The organism is Edaphobacillus lindanitolerans, assembly GCF_900156305.1.
In the GTDB taxonomy this organism is placed as follows: domain Bacteria; phylum Bacillota; class Bacilli; order Bacillales_A; family Planococcaceae; genus Bhargavaea; species Bhargavaea lindanitolerans.
Genome location: NZ_FTPL01000003.1, coordinates 334,262 through 358,029, shown reverse-complemented (window position 1 = coordinate 358,029; position 23,768 = coordinate 334,262). Strand labels below are relative to the sequence as shown.

The window sequence follows — 23,768 nt, the reverse complement described above, 5'->3', positions numbered from 1 at the left end:
TTTTGAACCGCGTCAGTGAGCATATGGGCCGGACGCGCAGATCCACAAATCCCTGCTTCATTTTATTCTCCGACCCCCACGTATCCCGTCTTCTCCACGAGCGACTGGCCTTCCTCCGAAAGGATCCACTCGATGAACGGACCGACGTTCGGGTTGCCGGTGCCGGCGGTGATTGCGTAGATCTCCCGGGTGAGCGGATAGGCGCCGGACCGGATTGTGTCCGGGGTCGGTTCGATGCCGTCTACGGCGAGGAGTTTGACGTCGTGGTTGCCGACCATCTCCTCAGAATAGCAGCGGAATGTGAACCCGATCGCGCCGCCGAAGTTCCGGTAGTTGGACACATCTTCTATGATTCCGCTCATGAGGTCGGCGGTGCGCTCAGTCGGGGCATCCATGATCGGCACATCTCCCATGAACCCTTCGAGCGCAGTCTGGCTGCCGCTGTCCGCCGGCCGCTGATAGGGCCGGATTTTCGTCCGCTTGCCGCCGATTTCGCTCCAGTCCGTCGTTTCTCCGGAATATATGCCGCGGAGTTCCTCTTGGCTCAGATTGTCGACCGGGTTGCCGCGGTTGACGAAGAAGACGAACGCTTCCTTGCCGATCGGGGTGAGGCTGAGTTCTTTTCCTGCTGTCTCCGCCCGCTGCTTCTGCGCTTCTGAAGGAGCCAATGCGAAGATAAGATCAACATCACCATTGATCAGGCTTTCGTATGCCTGTCCCGTTCGGTTTGACATCACTTCCCCTTCATACGGGAAGTACTCCTTCTCCGGATAGACAGCCTGCGCGAACGCGGCATACACCGGGTACAGTGCAGTCGCCCCGTCGACCACAGGGATGTTGTCCCGTATTGAAAATGACGCCGGCCCGTCCAGAGCCGCTGTCTTCGGCCCGTCGAACGGCATGTAATCAAACAGGGCGACCTCCCCCGCCGGGACGACCGGCTTTGAATGGACATAGATCCCCGGGACCGATGCGGCCAAACCGGCGAGGAGGATCGCTGCCGGCACCCCATAGAATACTTTGCGGCTCCGGACACCGAAAAACGCCAGTCCGATGATCGTAATGAACCCGATGAGCACACCGAAAAACGCAGGCGTCCAGTGGGTCTGGCCACCGAACACCACCCAAAGCATCGGCATGATGGAAAAGATCAGGATAAACAACGTGATCAAAAACAGCGATGCAATCTTGCCGGCCACCTTCAAACAGCTCCCCCCTTGGCACCCTTATATTTGCCTCCATTATATCGGATTGACGATTCCAGGTGGAGGCGGGTTTCCAATTACAGGGCAAATCTCGGAACACAAAAAGCGCATGCTCAATTCCCGCATGCGCTTCTCCCCGAGGATTTCACCGATCTTTTATGGTCACATCTGTCTTCAGCAGTTCAAAAAGGATACGGGCATGATCCGTATTGTCGAGCAGTCCGGAAAAGCGGCTGCTCTGCGGCCCGTAAGCATAGACGGGGACATCTTCGCCCGTGTGCCCGCCGGTCGTCCAGCCGGTGCCGGAGCGCTCGTCGAAGATGCGCTCGATCGCATCGTCGATTGCCGTCGCATCACCGCCGGCGGCAGCCTGCCGGACAGATCCGACCTCGTCTTTTGTCAGCGGAAGGTCGACGTACTGCTTCAGTACTTTGGCTGCATCGGCACCGCCCGCGATCTCGGCGGCCATGAAGTCCGGTGTCCGCTTCGCCGCCTTCAATGGTTCCCCGGACCAGCGGTATTCATCATTCGCACCGACTGAAAGGCCGCCCGTGGAATGGTCTGCAGTCGCGATGACGAGCGTCTGTCCATCCTGTTCGGCGAACTCAACGGCTGCCCGGAATGCTTTCTCAAAATCTTCCATTTCACTCATCGACCCGACGATGTCGTTGTCATGGCCTGCCCAGTCAATCTGGCTGCCCTCGACCATCAGGAAAAATCCGTCCTTGTTCTTCTGGAGTGTCTTGATCGCAGTCCGGGTCATTTCCTCAAGGGAAGGGATTGAATCTTCCCGGTCGATCATCTTCGGCATTCCCCCCGGCGCAAACAAGCCGAGCAGCTTCCCTTTCTTGTGGTCCAGCATCCCTTTCCGGTCCGTCACATATGTGTAACCGTCCTGCTCGAACTCCTTCGTCAGGTCCCGGTCTTCCCGCTTCAACAGATCAAGGCCGCCTCCGAGGAGGACATCCACTTTGTGCTCGCCGCCGATGAGTTCATCATAATAATCATCCGCGATGGCCTCCATGTTCTTTCTCGAGGGGTCGTGCGCGCCGAACGATGCCGGCGTGGCGTGTGTGATTTCAGACGTGGCAACCAAACCCGTCGACTTGCCCTTTTCCTTTGCAGCTTCGAGGATTGTCTTCACCTCGGATTTGTCGTTGTCCACGGCGATGGCGTTGTTGTACGTTTTCACGCCGCTGGACATGGCGGTCGCCGCGGCTGCCGAATCCGTGATGCTCTCTTTCGGGTCATCCGGATACGTCATCTGCTGGCCGATCAGATATGGATCAAATTCAGTCGGCTCCATCTTTTTGGTCTTCGGATCATCTTTCATCGACCGGTAGGCGGACAGATAGGATGTTCCCATCCCGTCCCCGATCAGGAAGATGACATTTTTCACTTCTTCCTGGCCGGTTTCTTTTGATTTTCCGGATGTGACCGCGACCCCCGTTACTCCCGCAATCACCGCGGCCGCGAGGGCCACCGGGAGAATCTTCTTCATCGCATCGCCTTTCATCTGCTCCCCTCCCAACTGATCGTTCACTACAAGCCTATCGGCCGGTTGTTAAGCGGGCATTAAGGAACTTTTATGATTTGTAAAAGTTCCTCCGGACATACGGCCGGGGTTTGCCGAGTTTCAAGGCAGATCGTAAAGGAAATGATACGGATAAAGAGCCGAAAGGAGTGACGGAGATGAATGAGAAAAAACCGCCTCACGAGCGTATGACCGAGAAGGATAACGGTCTGACCGATACACAGGAAGTCCTGTATCAGGATGATTTCAACCGGGCGGACAAAGCGACCGGGAAAGAAGACCAAGAAAACAAGCAGTCTGAAAAAGACGGACAGTGATCAGACTAACCGCCGCCTGACTGTCGGGCGGTTTTTAGAAAGGGTGCATCCCATGAACGTATTGGTCATCGGCGCCAACGGACAAATCGGCCGGCAGGTGGTCGGACTTTTGAAAGAGAGCAGAGAACACCATCCCCGGGCGATGGTCCGGACCGACGAGCAGGCGGAGCAGTTCCGCAGTGAAGGGGCAGAGTCGATCACCGCCGATCTGGAAGGAACGGTGGAGCAGCTCACGCGCGCCATGGTCGGGGTCGACGCGGTGGTCTTCACGGCGGGATCCGGCGGGAAGACCGGTCCGGACAAGACGCTGCTCATCGACCTGGACGGAGCCGTCAAGGCGATGGAGGCGGCCGAAGAAGTCGGAGTGCGGCGGTTCGTCCTCGTCAGCGCGCTCCAGGCACATCACCGGGAGAACTGGAATGAAGCCATCCGGCCTTATTACGTCGCGAAGCATTATGCGGACCGGGCATTGGAGGCGAGCAGCCTCGACTACACGATCATCCGGCCCGGCGGACTGCTGAACGAGCCCGGAACCGGCCTCGTGTCAGCGGCCAAAAATCTGGAGCGCGGAACAATCCCCCGGGAAGATGTTGCCCGTACCATCGTCGCCGCGCTGGATGAAGCAGGAACGATCCATCGCTCCTTTGACCTCGTATCCGGCGAAACACCGATCGAAGAGGCATTGTGCGAATTATAATAAACGCCGCCGTCCGGGATCAGGACGGCGGCGTCTTTTTGGGCTTCAGTCTTCGATGATCTCCTGGACACGGCCGACCTGGCCGTCCTCAAGCCGCACCTTGATGCCGTGCGGGTGCGTCGGGGAATTGGTCAGAAGGTCCTTGACGATTCCTTCGGTGAGTGCGCCGGTGCGCTGGTCTTTTTTCAGTACAATATTCACACGCTGGCCGGGTTTCACGTCTGCGCGGTTTTTTCCGTTTTTCATAGCGAATCCTCCATTGAAAAAATTGAGATCGTTGAGTGACGGCAGTTGCCTCATCAGATGCCGGAAGCCTGTCCGGTCCCGTCCGATCCGTTCCTTCAAGTGTCGCCGATTGTGATCCGCACGTCAATTTCCCCTGGCTGTCCGGACAAAAAAGCAAAGCCGCTCCGCACCGGCAGAACGACTTGTTTCAGAGTGTTCCCTTTTAACCAACAAATAAACAGAAAATTTATTCTCCTCCTAATTCCTTCACAAACAGCTCCAGGCGGCGCTGTACTTCCTCCTCGGTGAGCGTCGTCACCCCGAAGGGGCTCCAGAGACGGCTGATCCCTGACGGACCGGCCTCTCTGATCCAGCCGCTGATCGCACGGATGTCCCATTCCGGTCCGTATGCGAATCCTTCGCCGGCCGAGTCACGGTACGTCTTCAGAAAACGGTCTGCGATTTTCCGGCCGTGGATCAGCACGAGTGCGATGCGCATCCGCCCGATGTCGAGCTGCGCCGGCCCGGTGCCCGCCCGTTCCCAGTCGGCCAGACCGCTCATCCGGCCTTCTTCGAACAGGACATTCGACGGTTCGAAGTCACCGTGGATCAGGCAGTGCGGGACGGGGGCCGCAGGAACGGCAGCCAGTCGTGCTGCCCGCTCCCACACGGCACGGTCGACCGCCCACCCGGGAACAGCCGGTTCGGCGATTTGGACATTTGCCGGCGGGAAGCCCGAAGGATCCGCCGCATGGACCCGGCCAATGAGGCCGGCCAGTCCGTCCGCCCACAGATCGAAATCGAGCGGATGCAGAAACGGCCCGCCCGGGAGCTGCTGCATGAGCAGCGTGCCGGCCCCGGTTTCGGTTTTGTCACGGTCCGCGGCGAGCAGCCCGGGAACGGGAAGGCCTCGTGCCGAAGCAAGCCTGAGCGCATCGGCTTCCCGGGCGGCCGTCTCTTCCGACAGGGACGCCTTCACGACAAATGAATCGCCCGCATCGTTTTTGAATGAATACAGACGATGTCCTTCCCCGCCGGCCGGGAGCTCCCGGAATGACCGCTTATCGGCTTCTCCGATTTTGCCGCCAAGCCATTCGAATGTCCGGGCCGGGAGGTCAATGGCCGGGATGAGCGTCTTGCGCCAGAAAATGAGGCCGAGTGCAGATCCTGCAATGATGAGGGAAAATCCGGGCCAGTTGATGACGGCCGCCGAAAGGACGAGCGTGAGCACGGCGACGCTGAATTTCCTTTTCCAGATGAGCATGATACCGAGCCCGATCATGAACACGCCGAAAATCGTCGGGAACAGGAGCGAGTCGAGGCGGAGCCAGATGCCCCTTGTCACCTCGACGAGCACCGGTTCACCCCGCCCGGGCAGGCAGAGAGCACCGTAAATCCGGAGCCAGTACATGTAATAGTAATACACCGTATAGATTCCGCCGGCGAGCACGAGCAGGCCCGGCAGAAGGTTGCGGATCGGCCGGGCAGCAGCCATGGCCATCCCTCCTCAGTCGATTACCCCTTTTTGAACTGAACGTCCCCATCCACGACAGTCATCAGCACGTCCGTCCCGACGATCTCCGCCTCCGGAACGCGCTCAAGATCCCGGTCGATGATCGTGAAGTCGGCAAAGTGGCCGGGTGCGATCATGCCGCGGCGGTCTTCCTGGCCGAGCACCCGTGCCGCCTCGCTCGTGTAAAGCCGGATGGCATCATACCGCGTCAGCTTCTCTTCCGGCAGGTAGCCGCCTTCCTTCGGGTCGTCCGGCATTTTGCGGGCGACCGCCGTGTAAATGCCGAGGAACGGATCGGCCGAATCGACCGGCGAGTCGGAGCCGCCGCCGCAGATGAACCCGCGGTCCATGAGCTTTTTCCACGCATATGCCCAGTCGAGCCGGTCTGGCCCGAGGCGGTCTTCCGCCCACGGGAAGTCGGAGCCGACGAACACCGGCTGGAGATCCAGGATGATCGGCAGCTTCTCCATCCGCTCCACAAGGTCTTCCCGGAGAACGCAGACGTGGATGAGGCGGTCGCGCTTGCCGGCCGGGCACGGATGCTTTTCGATCAGATCGATCGCCAGCTCCGCTGCCGCATCGCCGATCACATGGACGGCGATCGCTTCCCCGTGCCGGCGCGCCCGGAGCACGAGCTCTTCCGCTTCGTCAGGCGTGACGACGAACGTGCCGCGGTTGCCCGGATCATCCGAGTAATCCCCGGACAGCGCCGCGGTCTTGCCCCCCAGCGCTCCGTCGATGAAGAACTTCATGGCGCCGGGTTCGGCCCACGGCTCGTTGTACTCGGCTCCGTCCGCGATCATCTCTTCGAACACGGTCGACCGGCGGAGCAGATGGGCCCGGAACTTCCGCTTGCCTTCTCCGAGCACTTCATGGAAAGCTTTGAGCGGATTCTGATAGCGGCCGAAATAGCCGAGGTCGTCCGTGTGGCAGCCTGTGAGCCCCATCGACGCCAGGTCATCGACTGCCGTCTCGAGCGCCCTCTGCACCGATTCGGCAGACGGCGCGGGAACGATCGCCTCCACGAGATCCTGCGCATCCTCTTTCAGGAAGCCGGTCGGATTTCCTTCCCTGTCCCGCACGATCACCCCGCCGTCCGGGTCCGGCGTATCGTTCGTGACGCCGGCCAGCCGGAGGGCCGCCGAATTCGCGAGCAGCATATGCCGGCATGTCCGCTTCAGCATCATCGGCTTGTCCGTCACCGAATCGAGTTCGGCCAGTGTCGGCACATGCTTGTCGGGAAACAGGTTCTCATCCCAGCCCTCGCCGAGCACCCACTCTCCGTCCGGCACCCGGTCTGCCGCCTCCTTCATGATGCGGAGCAGTTCACCCGACGACCGGACCGCCGACAGGTTGTTGCTCAGCAGCTGCTGCCCGTGCCCGATGATGTGCATATGCGTATCGACGAACCCCGGATAGACGAATGCCCCCTCGACGTCTGTCTGATCATCCGACCGGTCCTTCAGTTCCTCAAATGTACCCGTTGCGACGATCCGACCATCCTCAACGAGCACCGCTTCCGCCGTTTCCCCTTTAGCCTTCATCGTGACGAACGTTCCCCCGTGCCAGAGCGTCTTCATGCCCCATTCCTCCCATTTCGTGTTTTTTCTTTTAGTGTAACACTTTTCAGAATGATGAAAAGGTGAAGGTTTTAAGACGGTTTGGGATTCAGGTTCAATCCGTGCAGCTTCCTTGGAGCGGTATGGAGTATAATGGATGAAATCGAAATACAAGGAGGTTGTCGGAATGGATGATTGGGTCGGTGGAGTTGTCGCTCTCGGGATCATGGCGGTGCTGGTCTACGGCATTGTTGGGCAAGTGCGGGAAACCCTGCAGTTTCACGGGCACGGCGGTCCGGACATGAAGAGAAACCGGCTCTTGTCGGTATCCGGAATCGGCTTCATCGGGTTCTACGCGCTGAATCTCCTCCCGGCATTCGGAGTCAGCTCAGTCCCTCATCATGAAGCCACCTTCGTCGGCTGCGGAATCAGCCTGATCGTCTACTTGTTTGCCAAATTCGGCATGAAGCCAAAAGAGAGATCCGGAAAATTGGTTTGACACAATTCCTGCTCGTCGATTCTTGGGGACGGGATTACGACAGCCGGGACTTTGGCCCGATCCAGACCGACCGCATCGCCGGCAAGATCATCGGCAATGAAATAAAAGCACAGCGGAGACACTCGCCTGTCTCTGTTGTGCCTTTTCATTCAAGGGTCTGGCCCGGCGAAGGGAAACGTCCGGCACTCCTTCGGCCCAGCCCCCCCTTCCGGACGGGTCGCCGCAATAATAAAGGACCGTGACGGAAATCCGCCCGGCCCTTCATTTTTTATTTCTGGACATCGTAGCCCTGGTCTTCGATCGCATCCACAATCTGTTCGACCTTCACTGCTGCCGGATCAAAGGACACATCGACCTGCTTGTCCGAAAGGCTCACATTCACGGACTGTACGCCGTTCAGTTCGCCGACGCTCCCTTCGACCGCGTTGACGCAATGACCGCACGACATGCCTTCGACGTTCAGTTTAACCTGTTCCATTTCATTCTCCTCCTTTACCCCAAGGGGGTATCGTTCGTCCAAAAAAATATGCGCCGGAACCGTCTTCCCTTTGACCTTACTATACCGCCTGCGGGCATGTCAATCGTCTCACGCTGCGCCGCAGGGCACCATCACTGGGACTTGGAGAACCGCTTGAACACATCCATCAGCTCATCGATTGCGTCCTCGCCCTCGCCGTTTTGGATGGCGTTCGTCACACAATGATGCGTGTGCTTTTCGAGCAACTGCAGGCCGACATTTTTCATCGCAGCGTTGACTGCCGAGATCTGTGTGAGGATATCGATGCAATAGCGGTCATTCTCGATCATGTTCTGGATGCCGCGCACCTGTCCCTCAATCCGTCTCAGGCGGTTGATCAGTTGTTCTTTCTCATCAAGCGAGCGGGCGGTTGTCCTGATTTCCTCCATCTTATCCACCCCTCTTCCCGTTAATTGAACCAACTGCAGGGTATAAGGACAGTGTAGCACACATGCCAATCAGATACCCCCGCCCCGCATCTCGGAAAATCAGGGGAACGGGAAGAGAAAGGACGGGTTGCATGGGACAACAACACGATCATTCCCACAGCCACGGCTCCGCAAATAAAAATGCGCTGTTCTGGGCATTCATCCTGATCACGGCATTCATGTTCGTCGAGCTCGTCGGCGGGTTCCTCACGAACAGCCTCGCCCTGCTGTCGGATGCAGGCCATATGCTCAGCGACTCCGCGGCGCTCGGGCTCAGCCTGCTCGCACTCATACTCGGAACACGGGAGGCGACCGCCGACAAATCCTATGGTTACCGGCGGTTTGAGATCATCGCGGCCGCGCTCAACGGCATCGCCCTGCTCGTCATTGCGGCCGTCATCACGATCGAAGCGATCCGCCGCTTCTTCTCGCCTCCGGAAGTACAGAGTACCGGGATGCTCGTCATCGCGGTCATCGGCCTCCTCATCAACATCCTGGCCGCCTGGATCCTCATGCGCGGCGACAAGGATGAGAACCTGAACATCCGCAGCGCGTTTCTCCACGTGATCGGCGACATGCTCGGATCGGTCGGCGCCATCGTTGCCGCCCTTCTCATGATGGCATTCGGCTGGTGGCTTGCCGATCCGGTCGCAAGCATCATCGTCGCCGTCCTCGTCGCCGTCAGCGGACTCCGCGTCACGCGGGAGGCGGCGCATGTCCTCATGGAAGGCGTGCCCGACCGGATTGATCCCGCCTCCGTCCGGGAATCGCTCCTGACGGTTGACGGCGTCCGGGACGTGCACGACCTCCACATCTGGTCGATCACCCCCGAAAACCCGATCCTCACCTGTCACCTCACAATCGGGCGGGAGACCGACCCGGATCAGGTCCTTTCCAGCGCCAACCGCCTGCTTCATGACGAGTACGCCATCGAGCACAGCACGATCCAGCTCGAGACGGACGGCGGAGGGTGCCCGGGACCGCACGGAAACTGTAATTGAATACACCGGAAAGCGCCTGAACCGGTTTCAGGCGCTTTGTCTTTGGCAAAGCCAATTCGGGCCGAGTGTTAAGCAAAAGTCCTTGAGTGTTAAGCAATCGTTCGTGAGTGTTAAGCAACCCGCCGTGAATGTGAAGCAAACGCCGCGAATGTGAAGCAACCATCACCGGCTGCCCCCTCAATCCAGTTTCTCCGCAAGCATCTCTTCGGTGAGCGGCTGCAACACCTGCTCGATCACCACGCCGTCCTCATCCAGAAGGTACGTCACCGGATAAAAGCGGACCTCGTACTTCTTCGAGACGGCCCCGTCCTCGTCCATCACGACAGGAAAGTCCAAGCCGTTCTCCTCGACGAACGGTCCGACCGCCTTTCCGTTGCCGCGCTCCGTGTCGGTTGCGTTCACGGCAAGGATCTCAAACGCCTCCCCGCCCCCGGCCGTATCGTAAAACCGCTGCATATGCGGCATTTCTTCGCGGCACGGCGGACACCACGTCGCCCAGAAGTTCAGCACCACTTTCTTGCCGCGGAAATCACTCAGCCTGATCGATCCGCCGTCCAGTGAAGCCAGCTCAAAGTCCGGTGCCCGCTCGCCCGGCTTCAGCCCAAGGTCCGGCAGTTCCTCCACCTCCGCATCCGGATCCGCCCCGATCGTCGCATCCTCATACGCCTCCTCATCGAACCCGCCAACCGCCGGAAAATTCGTCTTCACCATGACAAACACCAGCCAGCCGACGAGCAACAGTGCCAGCAGCGTCCCGGCCCACCTTAATCCCTTCATTGCACACCCTCCTTGCCACACAAGCTTAAACGCCCCGGACCGGAAAGAAAAGCAGCAGACCCACCGTCCGGTTGATCCTGCAGACACCCCTGTCCGGTCCGCCCGTAAATTCGCCTCCACCGCCCCAATAAAGGAATAATCGCTCCAATCCCGAATATAGAGACTCCATACGACGATTCGGGAGGCTTGATTGGTTTGACGAAACTCGCCCGCTCTTTGAACGACAAGGCACTCTTCGGTGTCTGTTCCGGCATCGCGGCGTTCATCGGAATCTCACCGTTCTGGATTCGCCTGCTGTTCCTGCTCACACCGGCATCGCCCCTCATCTACCTGGGTCTGGCGATCACCCTGCCGCCGGATCCGGCACCGCTTTAACCAACAAGAGGAGGTCTCACTCATTGGAAACCATCATCCGCAACATGGAAAAATCCGATATTCCCCAAGTCCGCCGCGTCGCTGCCGACAGCTGGCATGCAACCTATGAAGGACTCATCCCGCGCGAAGTCCAGGACCGCTTCCTGGACCAGGCGTACAGCCCGCAGTCTTTGGAAGCGAGGCTCACCCGGTCACCGTTCTTCGTGGCGGAGTCCGATGGGAACATCATCGGTTTCGCCAACTTCTCCCCGCTCCGCGAAGACGGCAGCGCCGAACTCGGCGCGATCTACCTCCTTCCGGAAACACAGGGACACGGCATCGGAACCCGGCTTCTCGAATACGGAGTCGACTCACTGAATCCGGCCGCGGTCTTCATCAACGTCGAATCCGGCAACCGGATCGGAAAGACATTCTACGAGGCGAAAGGGTTCAAAACGACAGAGGAATTCGATGATGACTTTGACGGACATATCCTGAAGACGACCCGGATGAAACTGGAGCTTTCCGGCCGATTGGAACCGATCAGCCAGGATTGATCGCGCGGCCGGAGTGCCGGTCAACAATTCGACATGATTCTCACCGCACACCCCGTCCTTGTCCGGTATACTGTCCTCAACAAGGCAAGGAGGGTTCCAATGGTCATCCATTCATTGAAATTCGCGCGGATTGCGGGGATTGCAGACGGCATCTCGCTCCTCGTCCTGCTCGGCATTGCAATGCCGCTGAAATATTGGGCCGACATGCCGATGGCAGTCACCATCACCGGCTCCATTCACGGCGGCATTTTTCTAACCTATGTTCTATCTATCATCCTGGCCCAGATGATCGTACGCTGGAACATCATCTGGTCGGTTTGCGGCATCGCAGCGGCATTCATTCCGTTTGCGAACTTCATCCTCGACCGAAAGTTCAAGAAGATGCAGCTGGACAGGGAAGCCCGGCTGTCCGGTTCAGTTGCCGTTTAAACAGGATGACGGGCACAGCTCATGCCGCAGGTTGACGGGGGTCTCACCGAATCCTGGAAAGACATTCTAAAGGCAAAGGTCTTCCGAGCGGCCGGAGAATCCGCTGACGACGTTGACGGGCAGCCTCGGATGCGCCTTGACCTCTCGAATAAGCGAAAAGGAGGAGAACAACCATGCGTTGTTCTCCTCCCTCGCAGTTGCCCATTCAAATGGAAGTGATGACAGCAAACGGAGCCGGTTCGCCGTTGATCCGTGTCTCAATCGTGTCCAGCTTCCAGTCTGTCTCTACTTTGTACACATGTGTTTTTATCTGATCGGATTTGGGAGGCGCTTCCTTCAGATCGATGATCAGGGTGCTTCCTCTCGTTTCAAACTCCGGTTTGACGGATAGGTATGTGCGGAATACCAGGTAGGATGCCGTGCCATTATCAATCATCTGAAGAGAATGCTCAGTCTCAATGGCTTCCTCCACTTCTCGCGGAACCCGGTCCAACTCTTCCACTGCGGGACCGGAAGATCCGCATCCCGCCAGCCATATGGTTCCGAGCAACACCGTCACCAACCGTTTCATTTACACCCACCCCTTTCCAATTATTATAATCGATCCCGGTTAAAGTCACATCATCTGTCCCTGCTGTACTCTCGACCGGCAGGGGCAACCCCAGTATCATCCGAACAACTTCAATCGAAATGACAGAACAGGAAAGGAGCGACGATATGGAGACACGAACCATCGGTAAATGGACAATCGGACTGGAGCCCCCCAAGGCCCGCGAACCATATCCTCCATGCGGCTGCCGGTCCTGTCTGAATTTCCGGGAAGCCGTCATGGATCTAAATGACGTAGAACGAGACTTGTTCCGGCAACTTGGCATCAACCCCGCCCTGCCAGACCTCCTCTCCGATTTTCCGGCGGACCGGGATTCTGAGCGTCTTTACCTTGGCCATTACGCCCTCGGGGGCCGTCTGCTCTCCGGACCGCTGACCGCACCAGAGAACTGGCAAGAGGAAAACACAGCGTTGATCGGACGATTCCGGATCGGCTTTTCCGGCGGACAGGATCTGCAGCTGGAGTTCGAGGCAGTCCTTCCCTGGGTGCTGGAAGAGCCGCAGGAAGACTGACAGGAAACGGCATTGACCTTTCCAGCAATCCCCTATATGATAATGAAAGAATTGAATGCCCGCGCGAAGCGGGAGAGGTTGCATAGTGATCACCCTCTATAAAAAACCTATGGAAGCATGACGATTCCGCCATGTCCATATTGGACATGGCGTTTGTTGTTTCTGTTGTTTTTTATAGAAGATGAAGCCTCTCTTGCGCGTGCCGGCCGACACGACAAGGAGGCTTTTTCCATGCCTGGACGAAACAAAGAAGAAGGACTCAAAGACCTGACCCTGCTCGGCAACCAGAACGTCCCCTATGCTTTTGAATACGCGCCGGAAGTGCTCGAGGCGGTCGACAATCTCCACTCGAGCCGGGACTATTTCGTGAAGTTCAACTGTCCTGAATTCACGAGCCTGTGCCCGATCACGAACCAGCCCGATTTCGCGACGATGTACATCTCCTACATCCCGGACAAAAAGCTCGTCGAAAGCAAGTCGCTCAAGCTGTACCTGTTCAGTTTCCGCAACCATGGTGACTTCCACGAAGACTGCGTGAACATCATTATGAACGACCTCATCGATCTGCTCGACCCCCGCTACATCGAAGTGTGGGGCAAGTTCACCCCGCGCGGCGGCATCTCAATCGACCCTTGGTGCAACTGGGGCAGGCCCGGCACACGGTACGAGGAAATCGCCGAATACCGGCTCATGAACCATGACCTGAACCCGGAAACGATCGACAATCGTTGAAGGACGGAGAACCGCGAATCGCTGCCTATCGACGGTGAATCGCTACCTTTGGCGTGTGAGTCTCTACCTTTCGACTGCGGGTCACTACCTCCGGCCCGTGAGTTACTACCAATCGACTGCGAGTCACTACCCCCGGTCCATGAACCGCTGCCTTTCACTTCCGGGCAGTTGCCGGCGGTTGTCTTGGATATCTTCATCCAGCTGAAACGCTTAAAAAATTCAACCGGAAAGGATGATCCCGATGCTCCAACATGAAAAAGCGCTGGTCGTCTTCAGCGGCGGACAGGACAGCACGACGTGCCTTCTCTGGGCCCGGCAACAATTCGCCGAAGTGGAGGCCGTGACGTTCGACTACGGGCAGCGCCATGAACTCGAAATCGAATGCGCACGGGAAATTGCCGGTGAACTCGGTGTCCGCCATCATGTCCTCGACATGTCGCTTCTCGGCCAGCTGGCACCGAACGCCCTGACCGACACCGGTCTGGAGATTCAGGACGGAGAAGACGGCGGACTGCCGTCGACATTCGTCCCCGGACGCAATCTGCTGTTTCTGTCGTTCGCCGGCGTGCTCGCGGGCCAGATCGGGGCGAAACACCTCGTCACCGGTGTCTCCGAAACAGACTTCAGCGGGTATCCCGACTGCCGCGACGCCTTCATTAAGTCGCTCAACGTCACGCTGAACCTGGCCATGGACGAGCCGTACGCCATACACACGCCGCTCATGTGGCTCGACAAGGCCGGCGTCTGGGAACTCGCTGACGAACTCGGCGCACTTGAATTCGTCCGGGTAAAAACCTTGACCTGCTACAACGGCGTCAAGGCCGACGGCTGCGGTGATTGCCCTGCCTGCCGGCTGCGCCGAAAGGGACTCCAGCAATACCAGGCGCAAAAAGCCCAGCCCGCCCGCTGATATGAAACTGAAACAACCCCGATTTGCACGATTCCAGAACATACCGAGGAGTCCTGAATTCAATGAGAATCTTGAGTTACCTGCTGTCCATCGTCATCGCCAACGTCATCACCGCCGCCCTCGCCCCGCTGCAGTTCGGCATCTTCATCGTGCCGATGGGCACCTTCTTCGTGGGCGCCACCTTCATCTTCCGCGATCTTGTGCAAAACCAGATCGGCCGCAACCGGACGTATCTCGTCATCGCCGCTGCGCTCATCCTGTCGGCTATCGTCTCATTCATCCTCGGCGACACCCTCATGATCGTCGCCGCCTCCGCGCTCTCGTTCGCGCTCTCGGAAACGGCTGACACCGAAATCTATTCGAGGCTCAAGCTTCCGATGGCCTGGCGGGTGTTCTACAGCGGCACCGTCGGCGGACTGCTTGATTCCGCCGTTTTCGTGATCGTCGGGCTCAGCCCACTCGGCGCTGGCTTTCTTCCATGGGCAGCCGTCCCGGCCGCCATTGTCGGCCAGGTCATCGTCAAGACGACCCTCCAGTTGATCGGCGCCCTCATCCTGAGCCGCACCCGCTTTCTCAGAAATGAAGATCCGTATTACACAACGACCGCAAACTGACCATTTGACCGCCGGCATCCCGCATTCGGGTTGCCGGTTTTATTCGGCCGGGCGCGGGCCAGGCAGGAGCCGGAGAACACCTTGTCGAAAGTGGACAATACCCAATCGGGAACAATTACGGAACAGGGGAGATCGCTTTGGATTTCAGGACGGCCACACAGGAAGACCTGCCGGAAATCGTAAGGCTTCTGGCTGACGATGAGCTTGGTGCAGGAAGAGAGAAATACGAGGATCCGCTACCGGAAGCGTACATCCGCGCATTCACCGAAATGGACGCACAGGGCGGCAATGAAATCCTTCTGGCAACCGAGGACGGAAAAGTCATCGGCTGCCTCCAGCTCATGCTCATCCCGGGCCTCGCCCGACTCGGCATGAAGCGTGCACAGATCGAGGGCGTCCGCGTCGACAGCCGATACAGGGGACAGAAAGTCGGCGAGGCGCTCTTCTTCGAAGCCATCCGACGGGCAGAAAACGAAGGCTGCGGCCTCGTCCAGCTCACGACCGATAAACAGCGCCCGGACGCCCGCCGTTTTTATGAAAAACTCGGGTTCACCGCAAGCCACGAAGGCATGAAACTCCTATTCGACGAAAACAAGTAAAGGGAACCGCTTCGGCGGTTCCCTTTTCCATTCACTGCTGGATTTCGAGCAGTTTAATATATTTCAGGACATCCGCCTCATCCCCGGGGTCAATCGCCACCAGTTTCGTGTTTTCCACGATCTCTTCGGTCAGTTTCCGCATGTATTCCCCGTCGACAGGCGCCGGGCTTTCCCAACGGAGCGGCACATTGTACACGCTGACCGTCCCGTCGCCATTCCCGCTGTACGTGACCGAGCCATCCACCAGCCGGGTTCCGCTTAGCTGAATCACGTCCTCGGGATAGCGGGCGCTCGTCTCGTCATCGGGGTTGACCGGCTCCCCTTCAGGGATTTTACGGACGTCCAAGGCGTCGATTTCCGGATTCGGGCCGAGCTGCAGCCACACTCTGGCGTATTCGACCTCTTCGCTTGAATGAGCAGACAGCTCTCCTCCGGACGATGCCGCTTCTCCGTCGGTTGCACCCTTTTCTTCTGTTGCTGCATCAGCGGCCTCAGCCGCCTCCGTTTCCCCGGACGGTTCGGCGGCCCCTTCCCCTTCTGCTTCGACGACTTCCTCTCCAGTTTCCGGTTCGGGCGCCGCTCCCTCTTCCTGTCCGTTCTGTCCGCAGCCTGCCAACATGAATACCATCAGGCCTGCACCCACAACGACCTTTCTTTTCTTCATCCGACTTCCCCCTATGTAATCAAACCCAAAATCTGTTCTCCGGCCATTTTAACACATGCAGCCGGCCGAATCAGAACCGTTCTTCTTCTCACAACTTAGTGACACGAATCATTATTTAGAATATACTATTTCACTGTAGGAAGGAGATGCACAAATGCTGACACTCATCAAGAACGGAGAAATCCTCTCCCCTGAACGTCTCGGCCGGCAATCCATCCTGTTTGCCGGCAATGAAACACTGAAAATCGGTGAAATCGATGAAGCGGCACTCGCTTCCGCAGGTGTTGAAGTCGAAATCATCGACGCAGCCGGAAATTTTGTCATTCCCGGCCTCATCGATCCGCATGTCCACTTCACCGGCGGCGGCGGAGAAGGCGGTTTTGCCACGCGCACGCCGGAAATCGGCCTCAGCGACCTGATCAGCGGTGGCATCACAACCGCAGTCGGCCTGCTCGGTACGGACGGCACGACCCGCCATATGAGCTCACTTCTCGCGAAAGCACGCGGGCTCGATGAAGAAGGGATCACCACCTACATTTACACCGGCAACTATGACGTCGACACGCCGACGATCACCGGCAATGCCAAGGACGACATCATCCTGATCGACAAGATTGTCGGGATTGCGGAAATTGCCATCTCCGACTCCCGCTCGGGCCAGCCGACCGTCGAAGAACTGTCCAAGCTTGCGGCACAGGCACGGGTCGGCGGACTGCTCAGCGGCAAGGCCGGCGTCGTTCATTTCCATACGGGACCGGGCAAGGGGTATCTGTCCCCGCTCCACGAGCTACTGGACCACTATGACATCCCGCCGACTACCCTCTATGCCACGCATATCAGCCGGAGCCAAGGACTGTTCGACGATGCGATCCGGCTCGCCGCACGCGGTTCGTTCGTCGACATCACGGCAGCTGATGACACCGGCGAATGGATCCGCTACTACAAGGAAAACGGCGGCGACATGGGCCAGCTCACCCTTTCCTCCGACGGCAACGGAAGCCTCCCGGTGTTCAACGAAGCCGGAGAAATGACCGGCCTCGGGGTGGCCAGCACCCGCACTCTGTTCGAACAGTTCATCTCCGCGGTGAACGACCACGGCATGTCCATCGACGAAACCTTGCCGCTCGTCACTTCGAACACGGCGCGCGCACTGAAACTCGGACGTAAAGGCCGCATCGCCACCGATGCCGATGCGGACTTCGCCATCCTTGACAAAGAATCGCTTCAGCTCCGTGAAGTCGTGGCGAAGGGCCGCCGTTTGATGAAAGACGGCGAGATCCGGGTGTACGGCACATTCGAGAAAAGATAAAATCCGCAACCGGTCAGTCCTATGAAGGAGGCTTTTTATGAAATCAATCCGCAAACCGAACTTTTTCGAAGCATTTTCCCCAATCGTCGTCATGCTGCTCCTGCTCGCCATCGGCTATGGTGTGTTCAAATTCCCGCCGGAGCCGCTCCTCATCCTTGCTTCCCTCTACGCCGGGCTCATCGCGCTCCGGCTCGGCCTGAAGTGGGATGATATGATGGACGGCATCCAGGACAAGATCCGGCAGGCGATGCCGTCGATCCTGATCCTGATCTCGATCGGCATCCTGATCGGCACGTGGATGATCTCGGGGACGATCCCGATGCTCATCTACTACGGACTCAACCTGATCAATCCGGACTTCCTCATCGTGATCGCCTTTATCGTGTCCGCGCTCATCTCCATCGTCACGGGCACATCATGGGGATCGGTCGGAACCGTCGGCGTGGCGCTCATGGGCATCGCGACCGGACTCGATGCAAACCTGGCCGCCACGGCCGGTGCCATCGTTTCGGGTGCTTACTTCGGGGACAAGCTGTCGCCGCTCTCCGATACGACGAACCTGGCACCGATCGCGGCCGGCAGCGAACTGTATGAGCATATCAAGCATATGCTTTGGACGACGGTTCCGGCCGCACTCATCGCGCTCGTCGCCTACTTCATCGCCGGGCTCCAGCTGTCCCCGGGCAACGTGGAAACCCCGGAAACGATGACGGCGATGCTCGCCACGCTCAAGGAAATGTTCAAATTCAGCTGGCTCCTGCTCCTGCCGCCGGCCATCGTGCTGATCGGCTCGATCCGGAAATACCCGACCCTGCCGGTCATCATCTTCTCCTCGATCGTCGCGGCTATCATCGGCTGGCTGTATCAGGGCTTCAGCGCGACGAACATCTTCGCCTCGACGGTCTCCGGCTTCACCGTGGAAATGGTCGAAAAAGCCGGATTCGATCCGGAAGGCGTCATCTTCGAAGTGACCCGGCTCGTCAACCAGGGCGGCATGCAGTCTATGACCGGCGTCGTGCTCATCGCATTCGCCGCATTCATCTTCGCCGGCATCATGACGAAATCCGGCTCGCTTGAAGTCATCATCGAAGCACTCATGAAAATCGTCAAGCGCACCGGCGACCTCATCCTGTCGACCGTCCTCTCGTGCATCACGATGGCGCTCGTCACCGGCAACTCGTACCTGTCGATCATCGTACCGGGCGAAATCTACAAAGATACATACAAGTCGAAGGGACTCGCCGCGAAGAACCTGTCCCGGACCCTCGAGGACTCCGGCACCGTCATCGTGCCGCTCATCCCATGGTCGTCCGCCGGCGTCTTCATGGCCGGCACGCTCGGTGTCTCGGTATTCGAATATGCGCCGTGGGCCATCCTTTGCTACACCGGCTTCATCTTCGCCATCATCCTCGGATATACCGGAATCGGGATTTCGAAGATTGACGGCGGAAAGACGCCGCCTCCCCCGAACGGAGGCAGCCGGGCAGCCGACCGTCCTGCCGTATCCGCGGTAAACAAGTAACCATCCGGATGAGAGGAGAGGATTGTGATCAGCCGATCGATCAAGGTATTCATGGGCTTGTTGTTCACCCTCGTTTTAACCGGCTGCATTGGCGAAAGTTATGATTTCAATCCTCCCGCCGTCGAGCTTTCGGGCGACCGCATGATCGGACCGCAGGAATTGGAACAAGGGGCGATCGACTGGCGCGGGGAGAACAATGAACCGGTCAAAAAAGAAGAAACCGACATGAAGTCGATTGCAGACGGACAACAACCGATGAATTTCGGTACTGGAGAGAAAGCGGAACTGCTTTTCAGCCACGCTGATTTCGACACCGAGGAGCTGAGCGTCTCGCTTTGGCAAAACGGCACACAGACAGCGTTGGACGTGAACGACATCTCCTTCACAATGCCGGATGATCCTGGCGAATATATGCTGGAGGTGAACCTCCGGACCGACAGGGGGAACGTCCAATACATCGGAAAAGTCGTCATTTCATAAAAGTCTGCAGTCCATTTCGGCACCCATCCCGGGTGCCTTTTTCTTTTTCCGCACAAAAAAGGACGGCTTCCGCCATCCGTTTAATCCCCGGCCTCTCCTTATAGATCCTGTGTCAGGCGCACCATATCCCGGCACTGGATGCCGTTTTCGATGATCTCCTCGGGGTAATGCCGGACAAAGAAGTCCAGATCCACACTGACCATCCGGAACCCGCATTTTTGGTAAAGGGCCAGTTGCCCCAGGCTGGAGTTCCCGGTCCCCACTTCAATCGTCATGAATCCTCTTGCCCGGGCCGTTTCAATGGCGTCCATCACCAGCCGCTTTCCGATTCCCCGGCCGTGCAGTTCCTCCGCAACGGCCACATTCACGAGCTCGACCGTCCCCGGCCTCGTGGGAAGCAGCACATAGACCCCGATCGTTCCCTGTTCGCTTTCTGCAATCAAGCACTCTCCCCTGCCGATATACTCCCCGACCATTTCTCTTGAAGGGTCGGCCAGCAGCAGCAATTCCATCGGGGGTTCTTCCCCGGTTTTGAGCCTTCGGATTTTCATGTCCATCTCTGGCCTCCTGTCCAGCCGATTTCCTTGTTCATGCGGACTCTTTCTGTGCATCCAAATAAAAAAGGCAGCAGGCGCCGCCTCGGGATTCATTGTTCATTCCTGCATTTCACCAAAGGCTGCCCCGCTCAAACCGTCAGATCGACCTGGAGGAACTCCGGCAGCTGTCCTTCGCGCTTGTCGAGCATGATCTGATCAGGCCGGATGCCCTCCCCGCGCAGCACTTCGATGTTCTGTTTCAGAAACTCGTCACTGCCGACCACATAGAACAGGCCTTCCTTGTCTGCGGCAAGATCCTTCACTTCTTCATAGTAATCGTTCCGGTTATCAACGAACCGGGAGGTGAACTTCCTGTCAGGCGCCGGTTCGAATACATCCGGGAACAGGAACGCATTCGAAGAGTCGACGTTCAGGGAATGGATCCGGTTGACCCCTTCTTCACGATTGAAGAAATCAAGCACGAGCGGCCGGAACGTGGCCAGTCCGACGCCCGAAGACAGCAAGTACACATTTTTCCCCTCGCGCTTGAGCGGGACATTCGAGTGGGTTTTAAAGATCGCCACTTCATCCCCGACTGTCAGATTGCGCAGGATCGATTTGAACTCGGAGCACTGTTCCCGGATCCGGGTCGTGATGCCGATCGAGTTCTCATGCGGCAATGTGGAGATGGACATATGCCGGATCAGGCTTCGATTCGGCTTTTCGCCGGCATTGAACCCTTCGAGCGCCATATGGGTATGGGATCCTTCTTCCCATTCGAAGCCTTCCGGCCGGTCGAGCAGGTACGTCTTAACGTCAGGCGTTTCCTCAATAATCTGATTTATTTTGGTCCAGTATATTTGCATGATCCTGTCTCCCCGCTAATATGAAGTGTCTCTATCAGTCCCATCATACTATAAGTGATAACGGTTCTCAATTAAAATGACGCTTCATGAACCGAGAAAACAGATGACCGGCTGTCGGCGTCGGCCGGTTTGATCAGATCGATCAGTTCTTCAGGATCGACCCGGTCATTGATCCGGGTACTGGTCGCCCAAAAACGCAACGGTCTGCCGGATCAGTTGTTTCAGGACATCGAGGTCGATATCCTCCACTTTGTTGACATAGACGCATGCCTTTCCCCTCGTATGTTTTCCGAATCCCTCCAACAGCGCCGACGTTTTCGGATCGCCGGCAAGGTACAGGCTGATTTTCGCTTTTCTCGGCGAAAAGCCGACGAGCGGCGCATCGCCTTCATGCCCCGATTTGTACCGATAATGATACCGGCCGAACCCGATGATGCTCGGCCCCCACATCTTTGCCGGATAGCCCGTCGTTTCGGTGAACACATCCAGCAACCGATAAGCATCCTGCCGTTTCTTCGGGTGATCGATGGCCTCGATGAACTCGATGACATCCCCGTCGTTCTCTTTCGTCTTCAACTCGTACATTTTCCCGTCCCCTTCCGTTTGGGCTGTCTGTCAGGATCAATCCGGACATCCTTTATTGGCCGTGTTCCGGACGCCGGCAGTTTTCCTGCGCCAGATACCGGTAGAGCGTCGTCTTGCTGATGTTCGTTTTCTCGCGGATTTCAGCGAAGGTGTATTGATTGGAGCGGTACATGCGGATCGCTTCCCGGACGTTTTCATCCTTCTTCCTCGGCCGGCCGGTCGTGATGCCCTTCTCCCTCGCCTCGTCGATCCCCGCCCTTGTCGCGATGCTTTTCGTCTCGCCCTGGAACTCGGTGAACATCCGGACCATCTGCTCGAGCGTCAGCGACAGCGGCTTCTCCGAGTCGATCTCCTCCCGGTGGAAGTAAACCCGCAGTCCTTTCTCCGCCGCGTATTCCAGCACATGTCCGAGTTGGACGGGCGACCGGACGAACGCGGCGAGCGATTGCACATAGACCGTATCCCCTGCCCCGGCCTTTTCGAGCAGCGTATCGAGCGCCGCATTCTCCCGGTAATTCTCTTCGCGCACCCACTCATCGATTGCGTATTTCTCCAAAGCCATCGTCTGGGCCTTCATCTCCATATCATCCGGCAAACACCGGACGTATCCGTAATTCATCAACCGTCTCCCTTTCCGTCCCATTCGGGATCCGGGTACCAAGTCCTCCCTTTTCGCTCCGAAAGGGTTCCCTTTTGGTCCGCCGGATGGTACACTGTCGCAGTCAGAAACAACATTTAAAGAGGTGGATTGGATTGACCGAAACACTAAAACACGAATGGTTCGGCAATGTCCGAAAAGATATATTGGCGGGGATCGTCGTGGCACTCGCCCTCATCCCCGAAGCCATCGCCTTCTCCATCATCGCCGGAGTGGATCCGATGGTCGGCCTGTATGCATCATTCTGCATCGCCGTCATCATCGCCTTCGCCGGCGGCCGGCCGGGCATGATCTCGGCTGCGACCGGCGCGATGGCGCTTCTCATGGGCCCGCTCGTCCGCGAGCATGGTCTCGATTACCTGTTTGCCGCCACCATCCTCACCGGCGTCATCCAGATCATCTTCGGCGTGCTGAAGGTTGCGAAAGTGATGAAATTCATCCCCCGTGCGGTCATGATCGGATTCGTCAACTCACTCGCACTGCTCATCTTCATGGCACAGGTGCCGCATTTTCTCGGCATCAGCAACATGACGTATGCGTTTGTCGCAATCACGCTCGCCATCGTCTACATTGTACCAAGATTCTTCAAGGGCATCCCGGCTCCGCTCATCGCGATCGTCCTGCTGACCGCGACGGCGATCTTCGCGGGACTCGACCTCCGGACCGTTGGCGACCTCGGCACCGTGACGAAGTCCCTGCCGAGCTTCCTCATTCCCGACGTCCCGTTCAACCTGGAGACGCTCGCCATCATCTTCCCGTACTCGATCGCACTCGCCATCGTCGGACTGACCGAATCGCTTCTCACTTCGCAGATTGTCGATGACATGACCGATACCGGGAGCAACAAGAACCGGGAGGCCCGAGGCCAGGGCATCGCCAATTTCGTCAATGGCTTCTTCGGCGGCATGGCGGGCTGCGCCATGATCGGCCAGTCGGTCATCAACGTCAAAAGCGGCGGGCGCGGACGCCTGTCGACCCTGACGGCCGGACTATTCCTCATGTTCCTCATCATCGTGCTCGGCGACCTCGTCGTCCAGATCCCAATGCCGGTGCTTGCCGGGATCATGATCATGGTCTCGATCGGAACATTCGACTGGGGCTCGTTCGCCTATTTGGTGAAGGCCCCGAAAGCGGACGCGGCCGTCATGGTCGTCACGATGGCGATCGTCCTGGCGACCCATGACCTGTCCAAAGGCGTCATCGCCGGCGTCATTTTGAGCGCCGTGTTCTTCGTCATCAAGATCTCCAAGCTCAAGATCGATAAAACAATGGACGGAGCAAAGACGGTATACCGCATGCACGGTCAGCTGTTCTTCGCCTCCGTCGAGGACTTCCTTGCCGGCATCGACATGACGGTCACCGGCCAGGACATCCGCCTGGACTTCACAGAGTCGCATGTCTGGGATGATTCCGCGGTCGCGGCGGTCGACAAGGCGGTCATGAAACTCCGGGCAAACGGCAATGCCGTCACCATCCACGGCCTCAATGACTCCAGCCGGAAACTGCTCGGCAAACTGGCCCTCTCCACCGATTCCGGCACGAAGCTTTCAGGACAATAA

At 58.0% G+C, this 23,768-nt stretch carries 30 protein-coding genes; 16 read left to right on the top strand and 14 right to left on the bottom strand.

Annotation, left to right across the window (positions count from 1 at the left end; all coding sequences use genetic code 11):
• Positions 1-62: 62 nt before the first annotated feature.
• Together B0B07_RS11280 and B0B07_RS11275 are read right to left on the bottom strand one after the other, a co-directional pair.
• Positions 63-1,199, bottom strand: a complete 1,137-nt coding sequence (locus B0B07_RS11280) for a PstS family phosphate ABC transporter substrate-binding protein (protein ID WP_234982385.1) — start codon at positions 1,197-1,199, stop codon at positions 63-65.
• A gap of 151 nt (positions 1,200-1,350) precedes the next feature.
• A complete protein-coding gene (locus B0B07_RS11275; RefSeq protein ID WP_076759007.1) occupies positions 1,351-2,721 on the bottom strand; it encodes an alkaline phosphatase in 1,371 nt (456 codons plus the stop codon).
• Positions 2,722-2,897: 176 nt separating this feature from the next.
• Here B0B07_RS11275 and B0B07_RS11270 point away from each other — a divergent pair, with 176 nt between their 5' ends.
• Positions 2,898-3,056 carry a YfhE family protein gene (locus tag B0B07_RS11270; protein ID WP_076759005.1) on the top strand — a complete coding sequence of 53 codons (159 nt, stop codon included), beginning with the start codon at positions 2,898-2,900 and terminating at the stop codon, positions 3,054-3,056.
• A 52-nt stretch (positions 3,057-3,108) separates the two neighbouring features.
• On the top strand, positions 3,109-3,753 hold the full coding sequence (locus B0B07_RS11265; protein ID WP_076759004.1) for an SDR family oxidoreductase: 645 nt from the start codon (positions 3,109-3,111) through the stop codon (positions 3,751-3,753).
• Positions 3,754-3,798: 45 nt separating this feature from the next.
• On the opposite strand, the gene B0B07_RS11260 is transcribed toward B0B07_RS11265, so the two are convergent.
• The 3 genes from B0B07_RS11260 to B0B07_RS11250 all read right to left on the bottom strand — a co-directional run bounded on the left by B0B07_RS11260 (position 3,799) and on the right by B0B07_RS11250 (position 7,071).
• Complete coding sequence (locus B0B07_RS11260) at positions 3,799-3,999, bottom strand: YwbE family protein (RefSeq protein WP_076759291.1); 201 nt, start codon at positions 3,997-3,999, stop codon at positions 3,799-3,801.
• Positions 4,000-4,225: 226 nt separating this feature from the next.
• Positions 4,226-5,473 (bottom strand): phosphotransferase family protein, encoded by a 1,248-nt coding sequence (locus B0B07_RS11255; RefSeq protein ID WP_076759002.1) that lies wholly within the window; start codon positions 5,471-5,473, stop codon positions 4,226-4,228.
• 20 nt (positions 5,474-5,493) lie between these two features.
• Positions 5,494-7,071: an amidohydrolase gene (locus tag B0B07_RS11250; protein ID WP_076759001.1), complete on the bottom strand. Its 1,578-nt coding sequence runs from the start codon at positions 7,069-7,071 to the stop codon at positions 5,494-5,496.
• 166 nt (positions 7,072-7,237) lie between these two features.
• Between B0B07_RS11250 and B0B07_RS11245 the strand changes: the two genes are divergently transcribed.
• Positions 7,238-7,549: a hypothetical protein gene (locus B0B07_RS11245; protein ID WP_076758999.1), complete on the top strand. Its 312-nt coding sequence runs from the start codon at positions 7,238-7,240 to the stop codon at positions 7,547-7,549.
• Positions 7,550-7,817: 268 nt separating this feature from the next.
• Here B0B07_RS11245 and copZ read toward each other — a convergent pair whose 3' ends face one another.
• Both copZ and B0B07_RS11235 read right to left on the bottom strand, forming a co-directional pair.
• On the bottom strand, positions 7,818-8,027 hold the full coding sequence (gene copZ / locus B0B07_RS11240) for a copper chaperone CopZ (RefSeq protein ID WP_076758998.1): 210 nt from the start codon (positions 8,025-8,027) through the stop codon (positions 7,818-7,820).
• A gap of 131 nt (positions 8,028-8,158) precedes the next feature.
• Positions 8,159-8,455, bottom strand: coding sequence for a metal-sensing transcriptional repressor (locus B0B07_RS11235; protein ID WP_076758996.1), 297 nt, complete (start codon positions 8,453-8,455; stop codon positions 8,159-8,161).
• Positions 8,456-8,586: 131 nt separating this feature from the next.
• Between B0B07_RS11235 and B0B07_RS11230 the strand changes: the two genes are divergently transcribed.
• On the top strand, positions 8,587-9,495 hold the full coding sequence (locus B0B07_RS11230; RefSeq protein ID WP_076758993.1) for a cation diffusion facilitator family transporter: 909 nt from the start codon (positions 8,587-8,589) through the stop codon (positions 9,493-9,495).
• 177 nt (positions 9,496-9,672) lie between these two features.
• Here the strand turns inward: B0B07_RS11230 and B0B07_RS11225 are convergent, their stop codons facing one another.
• The gene (locus B0B07_RS11225; RefSeq protein WP_076758991.1) at positions 9,673-10,272 is read right to left on the bottom strand and encodes a TlpA disulfide reductase family protein; all 600 of its coding nucleotides are present in this window, start codon (positions 10,270-10,272) and stop codon (positions 9,673-9,675) included.
• A 195-nt stretch (positions 10,273-10,467) separates the two neighbouring features.
• Here B0B07_RS11225 and B0B07_RS11220 point away from each other — a divergent pair, with 195 nt between their 5' ends.
• The 3 genes from B0B07_RS11220 (at position 10,468) to B0B07_RS11210 (ending at position 11,612) form a co-directional block, all read left to right on the top strand.
• On the top strand, positions 10,468-10,647 hold the full coding sequence (locus tag B0B07_RS11220) for a PspC domain-containing protein (protein ID WP_076758989.1): 180 nt from the start codon (positions 10,468-10,470) through the stop codon (positions 10,645-10,647).
• 23 nt (positions 10,648-10,670) lie between these two features.
• The gene (locus B0B07_RS11215; RefSeq protein WP_144264345.1) at positions 10,671-11,183 is read left to right on the top strand and encodes a GNAT family N-acetyltransferase; all 513 of its coding nucleotides are present in this window, start codon (positions 10,671-10,673) and stop codon (positions 11,181-11,183) included.
• 99 nt (positions 11,184-11,282) lie between these two features.
• A complete protein-coding gene (locus B0B07_RS11210; protein WP_076758987.1) occupies positions 11,283-11,612 on the top strand; it encodes a DUF3817 domain-containing protein in 330 nt (109 codons plus the stop codon).
• 205 nt (positions 11,613-11,817) lie between these two features.
• Here B0B07_RS11210 and B0B07_RS11205 read toward each other — a convergent pair whose 3' ends face one another.
• Positions 11,818-12,183 carry a hypothetical protein gene (locus B0B07_RS11205; RefSeq protein ID WP_076758985.1) on the bottom strand — a complete coding sequence of 122 codons (366 nt, stop codon included), beginning with the start codon at positions 12,181-12,183 and terminating at the stop codon, positions 11,818-11,820.
• Between the two features lie 146 nt (positions 12,184-12,329).
• On the opposite strand from B0B07_RS11205, the gene B0B07_RS11200 reads away from it, so the two are divergent.
• From B0B07_RS11200 to B0B07_RS11180, 5 genes are all read left to right on the top strand, one after another.
• On the top strand, positions 12,330-12,734 hold the full coding sequence (locus tag B0B07_RS11200; RefSeq protein ID WP_076758983.1) for a hypothetical protein: 405 nt from the start codon (positions 12,330-12,332) through the stop codon (positions 12,732-12,734).
• A gap of 231 nt (positions 12,735-12,965) precedes the next feature.
• Positions 12,966-13,466 (top strand): preQ(1) synthase, encoded by a 501-nt coding sequence (queF, locus tag B0B07_RS11195; protein WP_076758981.1) that lies wholly within the window; start codon positions 12,966-12,968, stop codon positions 13,464-13,466.
• A gap of 241 nt (positions 13,467-13,707) precedes the next feature.
• On the top strand, positions 13,708-14,376 hold the full coding sequence (queC, locus tag B0B07_RS11190) for a 7-cyano-7-deazaguanine synthase QueC (protein ID WP_076758979.1): 669 nt from the start codon (positions 13,708-13,710) through the stop codon (positions 14,374-14,376).
• Between the two features lie 62 nt (positions 14,377-14,438).
• Positions 14,439-14,990 (top strand): VUT family protein, encoded by a 552-nt coding sequence (locus B0B07_RS11185; RefSeq protein ID WP_076758977.1) that lies wholly within the window; start codon positions 14,439-14,441, stop codon positions 14,988-14,990.
• 137 nt (positions 14,991-15,127) lie between these two features.
• Entirely contained in the window at positions 15,128-15,589 is a 462-nt protein-coding gene (locus B0B07_RS11180; RefSeq protein WP_076758975.1) for a GNAT family N-acetyltransferase, read from the top strand.
• A gap of 31 nt (positions 15,590-15,620) precedes the next feature.
• Here B0B07_RS11180 and B0B07_RS11175 read toward each other — a convergent pair whose 3' ends face one another.
• Positions 15,621-16,253 (bottom strand): LptM family lipoprotein, encoded by a 633-nt coding sequence (locus B0B07_RS11175; protein WP_076758973.1) that lies wholly within the window; start codon positions 16,251-16,253, stop codon positions 15,621-15,623.
• Between the two features lie 154 nt (positions 16,254-16,407).
• Here B0B07_RS11175 and iadA point away from each other — a divergent pair, with 154 nt between their 5' ends.
• From iadA to B0B07_RS11160, 3 genes are read left to right on the top strand one after another with little or no spacing between them, the layout of a single operon-like run.
• A complete protein-coding gene (gene iadA, locus B0B07_RS11170) occupies positions 16,408-17,562 on the top strand; it encodes a beta-aspartyl-peptidase (protein ID WP_076758971.1) in 1,155 nt (384 codons plus the stop codon).
• Positions 17,563-17,599: 37 nt separating this feature from the next.
• Positions 17,600-19,084, top strand: a complete 1,485-nt coding sequence (nhaC, locus tag B0B07_RS11165; RefSeq protein ID WP_084186661.1) for a Na+/H+ antiporter NhaC — start codon at positions 17,600-17,602, stop codon at positions 19,082-19,084.
• A gap of 24 nt (positions 19,085-19,108) precedes the next feature.
• Positions 19,109-19,564: a hypothetical protein gene (locus B0B07_RS11160; protein WP_084186660.1), complete on the top strand. Its 456-nt coding sequence runs from the start codon at positions 19,109-19,111 to the stop codon at positions 19,562-19,564.
• 98 nt (positions 19,565-19,662) lie between these two features.
• Here the strand turns inward: B0B07_RS11160 and B0B07_RS11155 are convergent, their stop codons facing one another.
• The 4 genes from B0B07_RS11155 to B0B07_RS11140 form a co-directional block, all read right to left on the bottom strand.
• Positions 19,663-20,115: a GNAT family N-acetyltransferase gene (locus B0B07_RS11155; RefSeq protein ID WP_076759286.1), complete on the bottom strand. Its 453-nt coding sequence runs from the start codon at positions 20,113-20,115 to the stop codon at positions 19,663-19,665.
• A gap of 134 nt (positions 20,116-20,249) precedes the next feature.
• A complete protein-coding gene (locus tag B0B07_RS11150; RefSeq protein ID WP_076758969.1) occupies positions 20,250-20,966 on the bottom strand; it encodes a dihydropteridine reductase in 717 nt (238 codons plus the stop codon).
• A 165-nt stretch (positions 20,967-21,131) separates the two neighbouring features.
• A complete protein-coding gene (locus B0B07_RS11145; RefSeq protein ID WP_076758968.1) occupies positions 21,132-21,551 on the bottom strand; it encodes a DUF1801 domain-containing protein in 420 nt (139 codons plus the stop codon).
• 52 nt (positions 21,552-21,603) lie between these two features.
• Positions 21,604-22,170, bottom strand: coding sequence for a recombinase family protein (locus B0B07_RS11140; protein WP_076758966.1), 567 nt, complete (start codon positions 22,168-22,170; stop codon positions 21,604-21,606).
• 134 nt (positions 22,171-22,304) lie between these two features.
• Here B0B07_RS11140 and B0B07_RS11135 point away from each other — a divergent pair, with 134 nt between their 5' ends.
• The gene (locus tag B0B07_RS11135) at positions 22,305-23,768 is read left to right on the top strand and encodes a SulP family inorganic anion transporter (RefSeq protein ID WP_076758964.1); all 1,464 of its coding nucleotides are present in this window, start codon (positions 22,305-22,307) and stop codon (positions 23,766-23,768) included.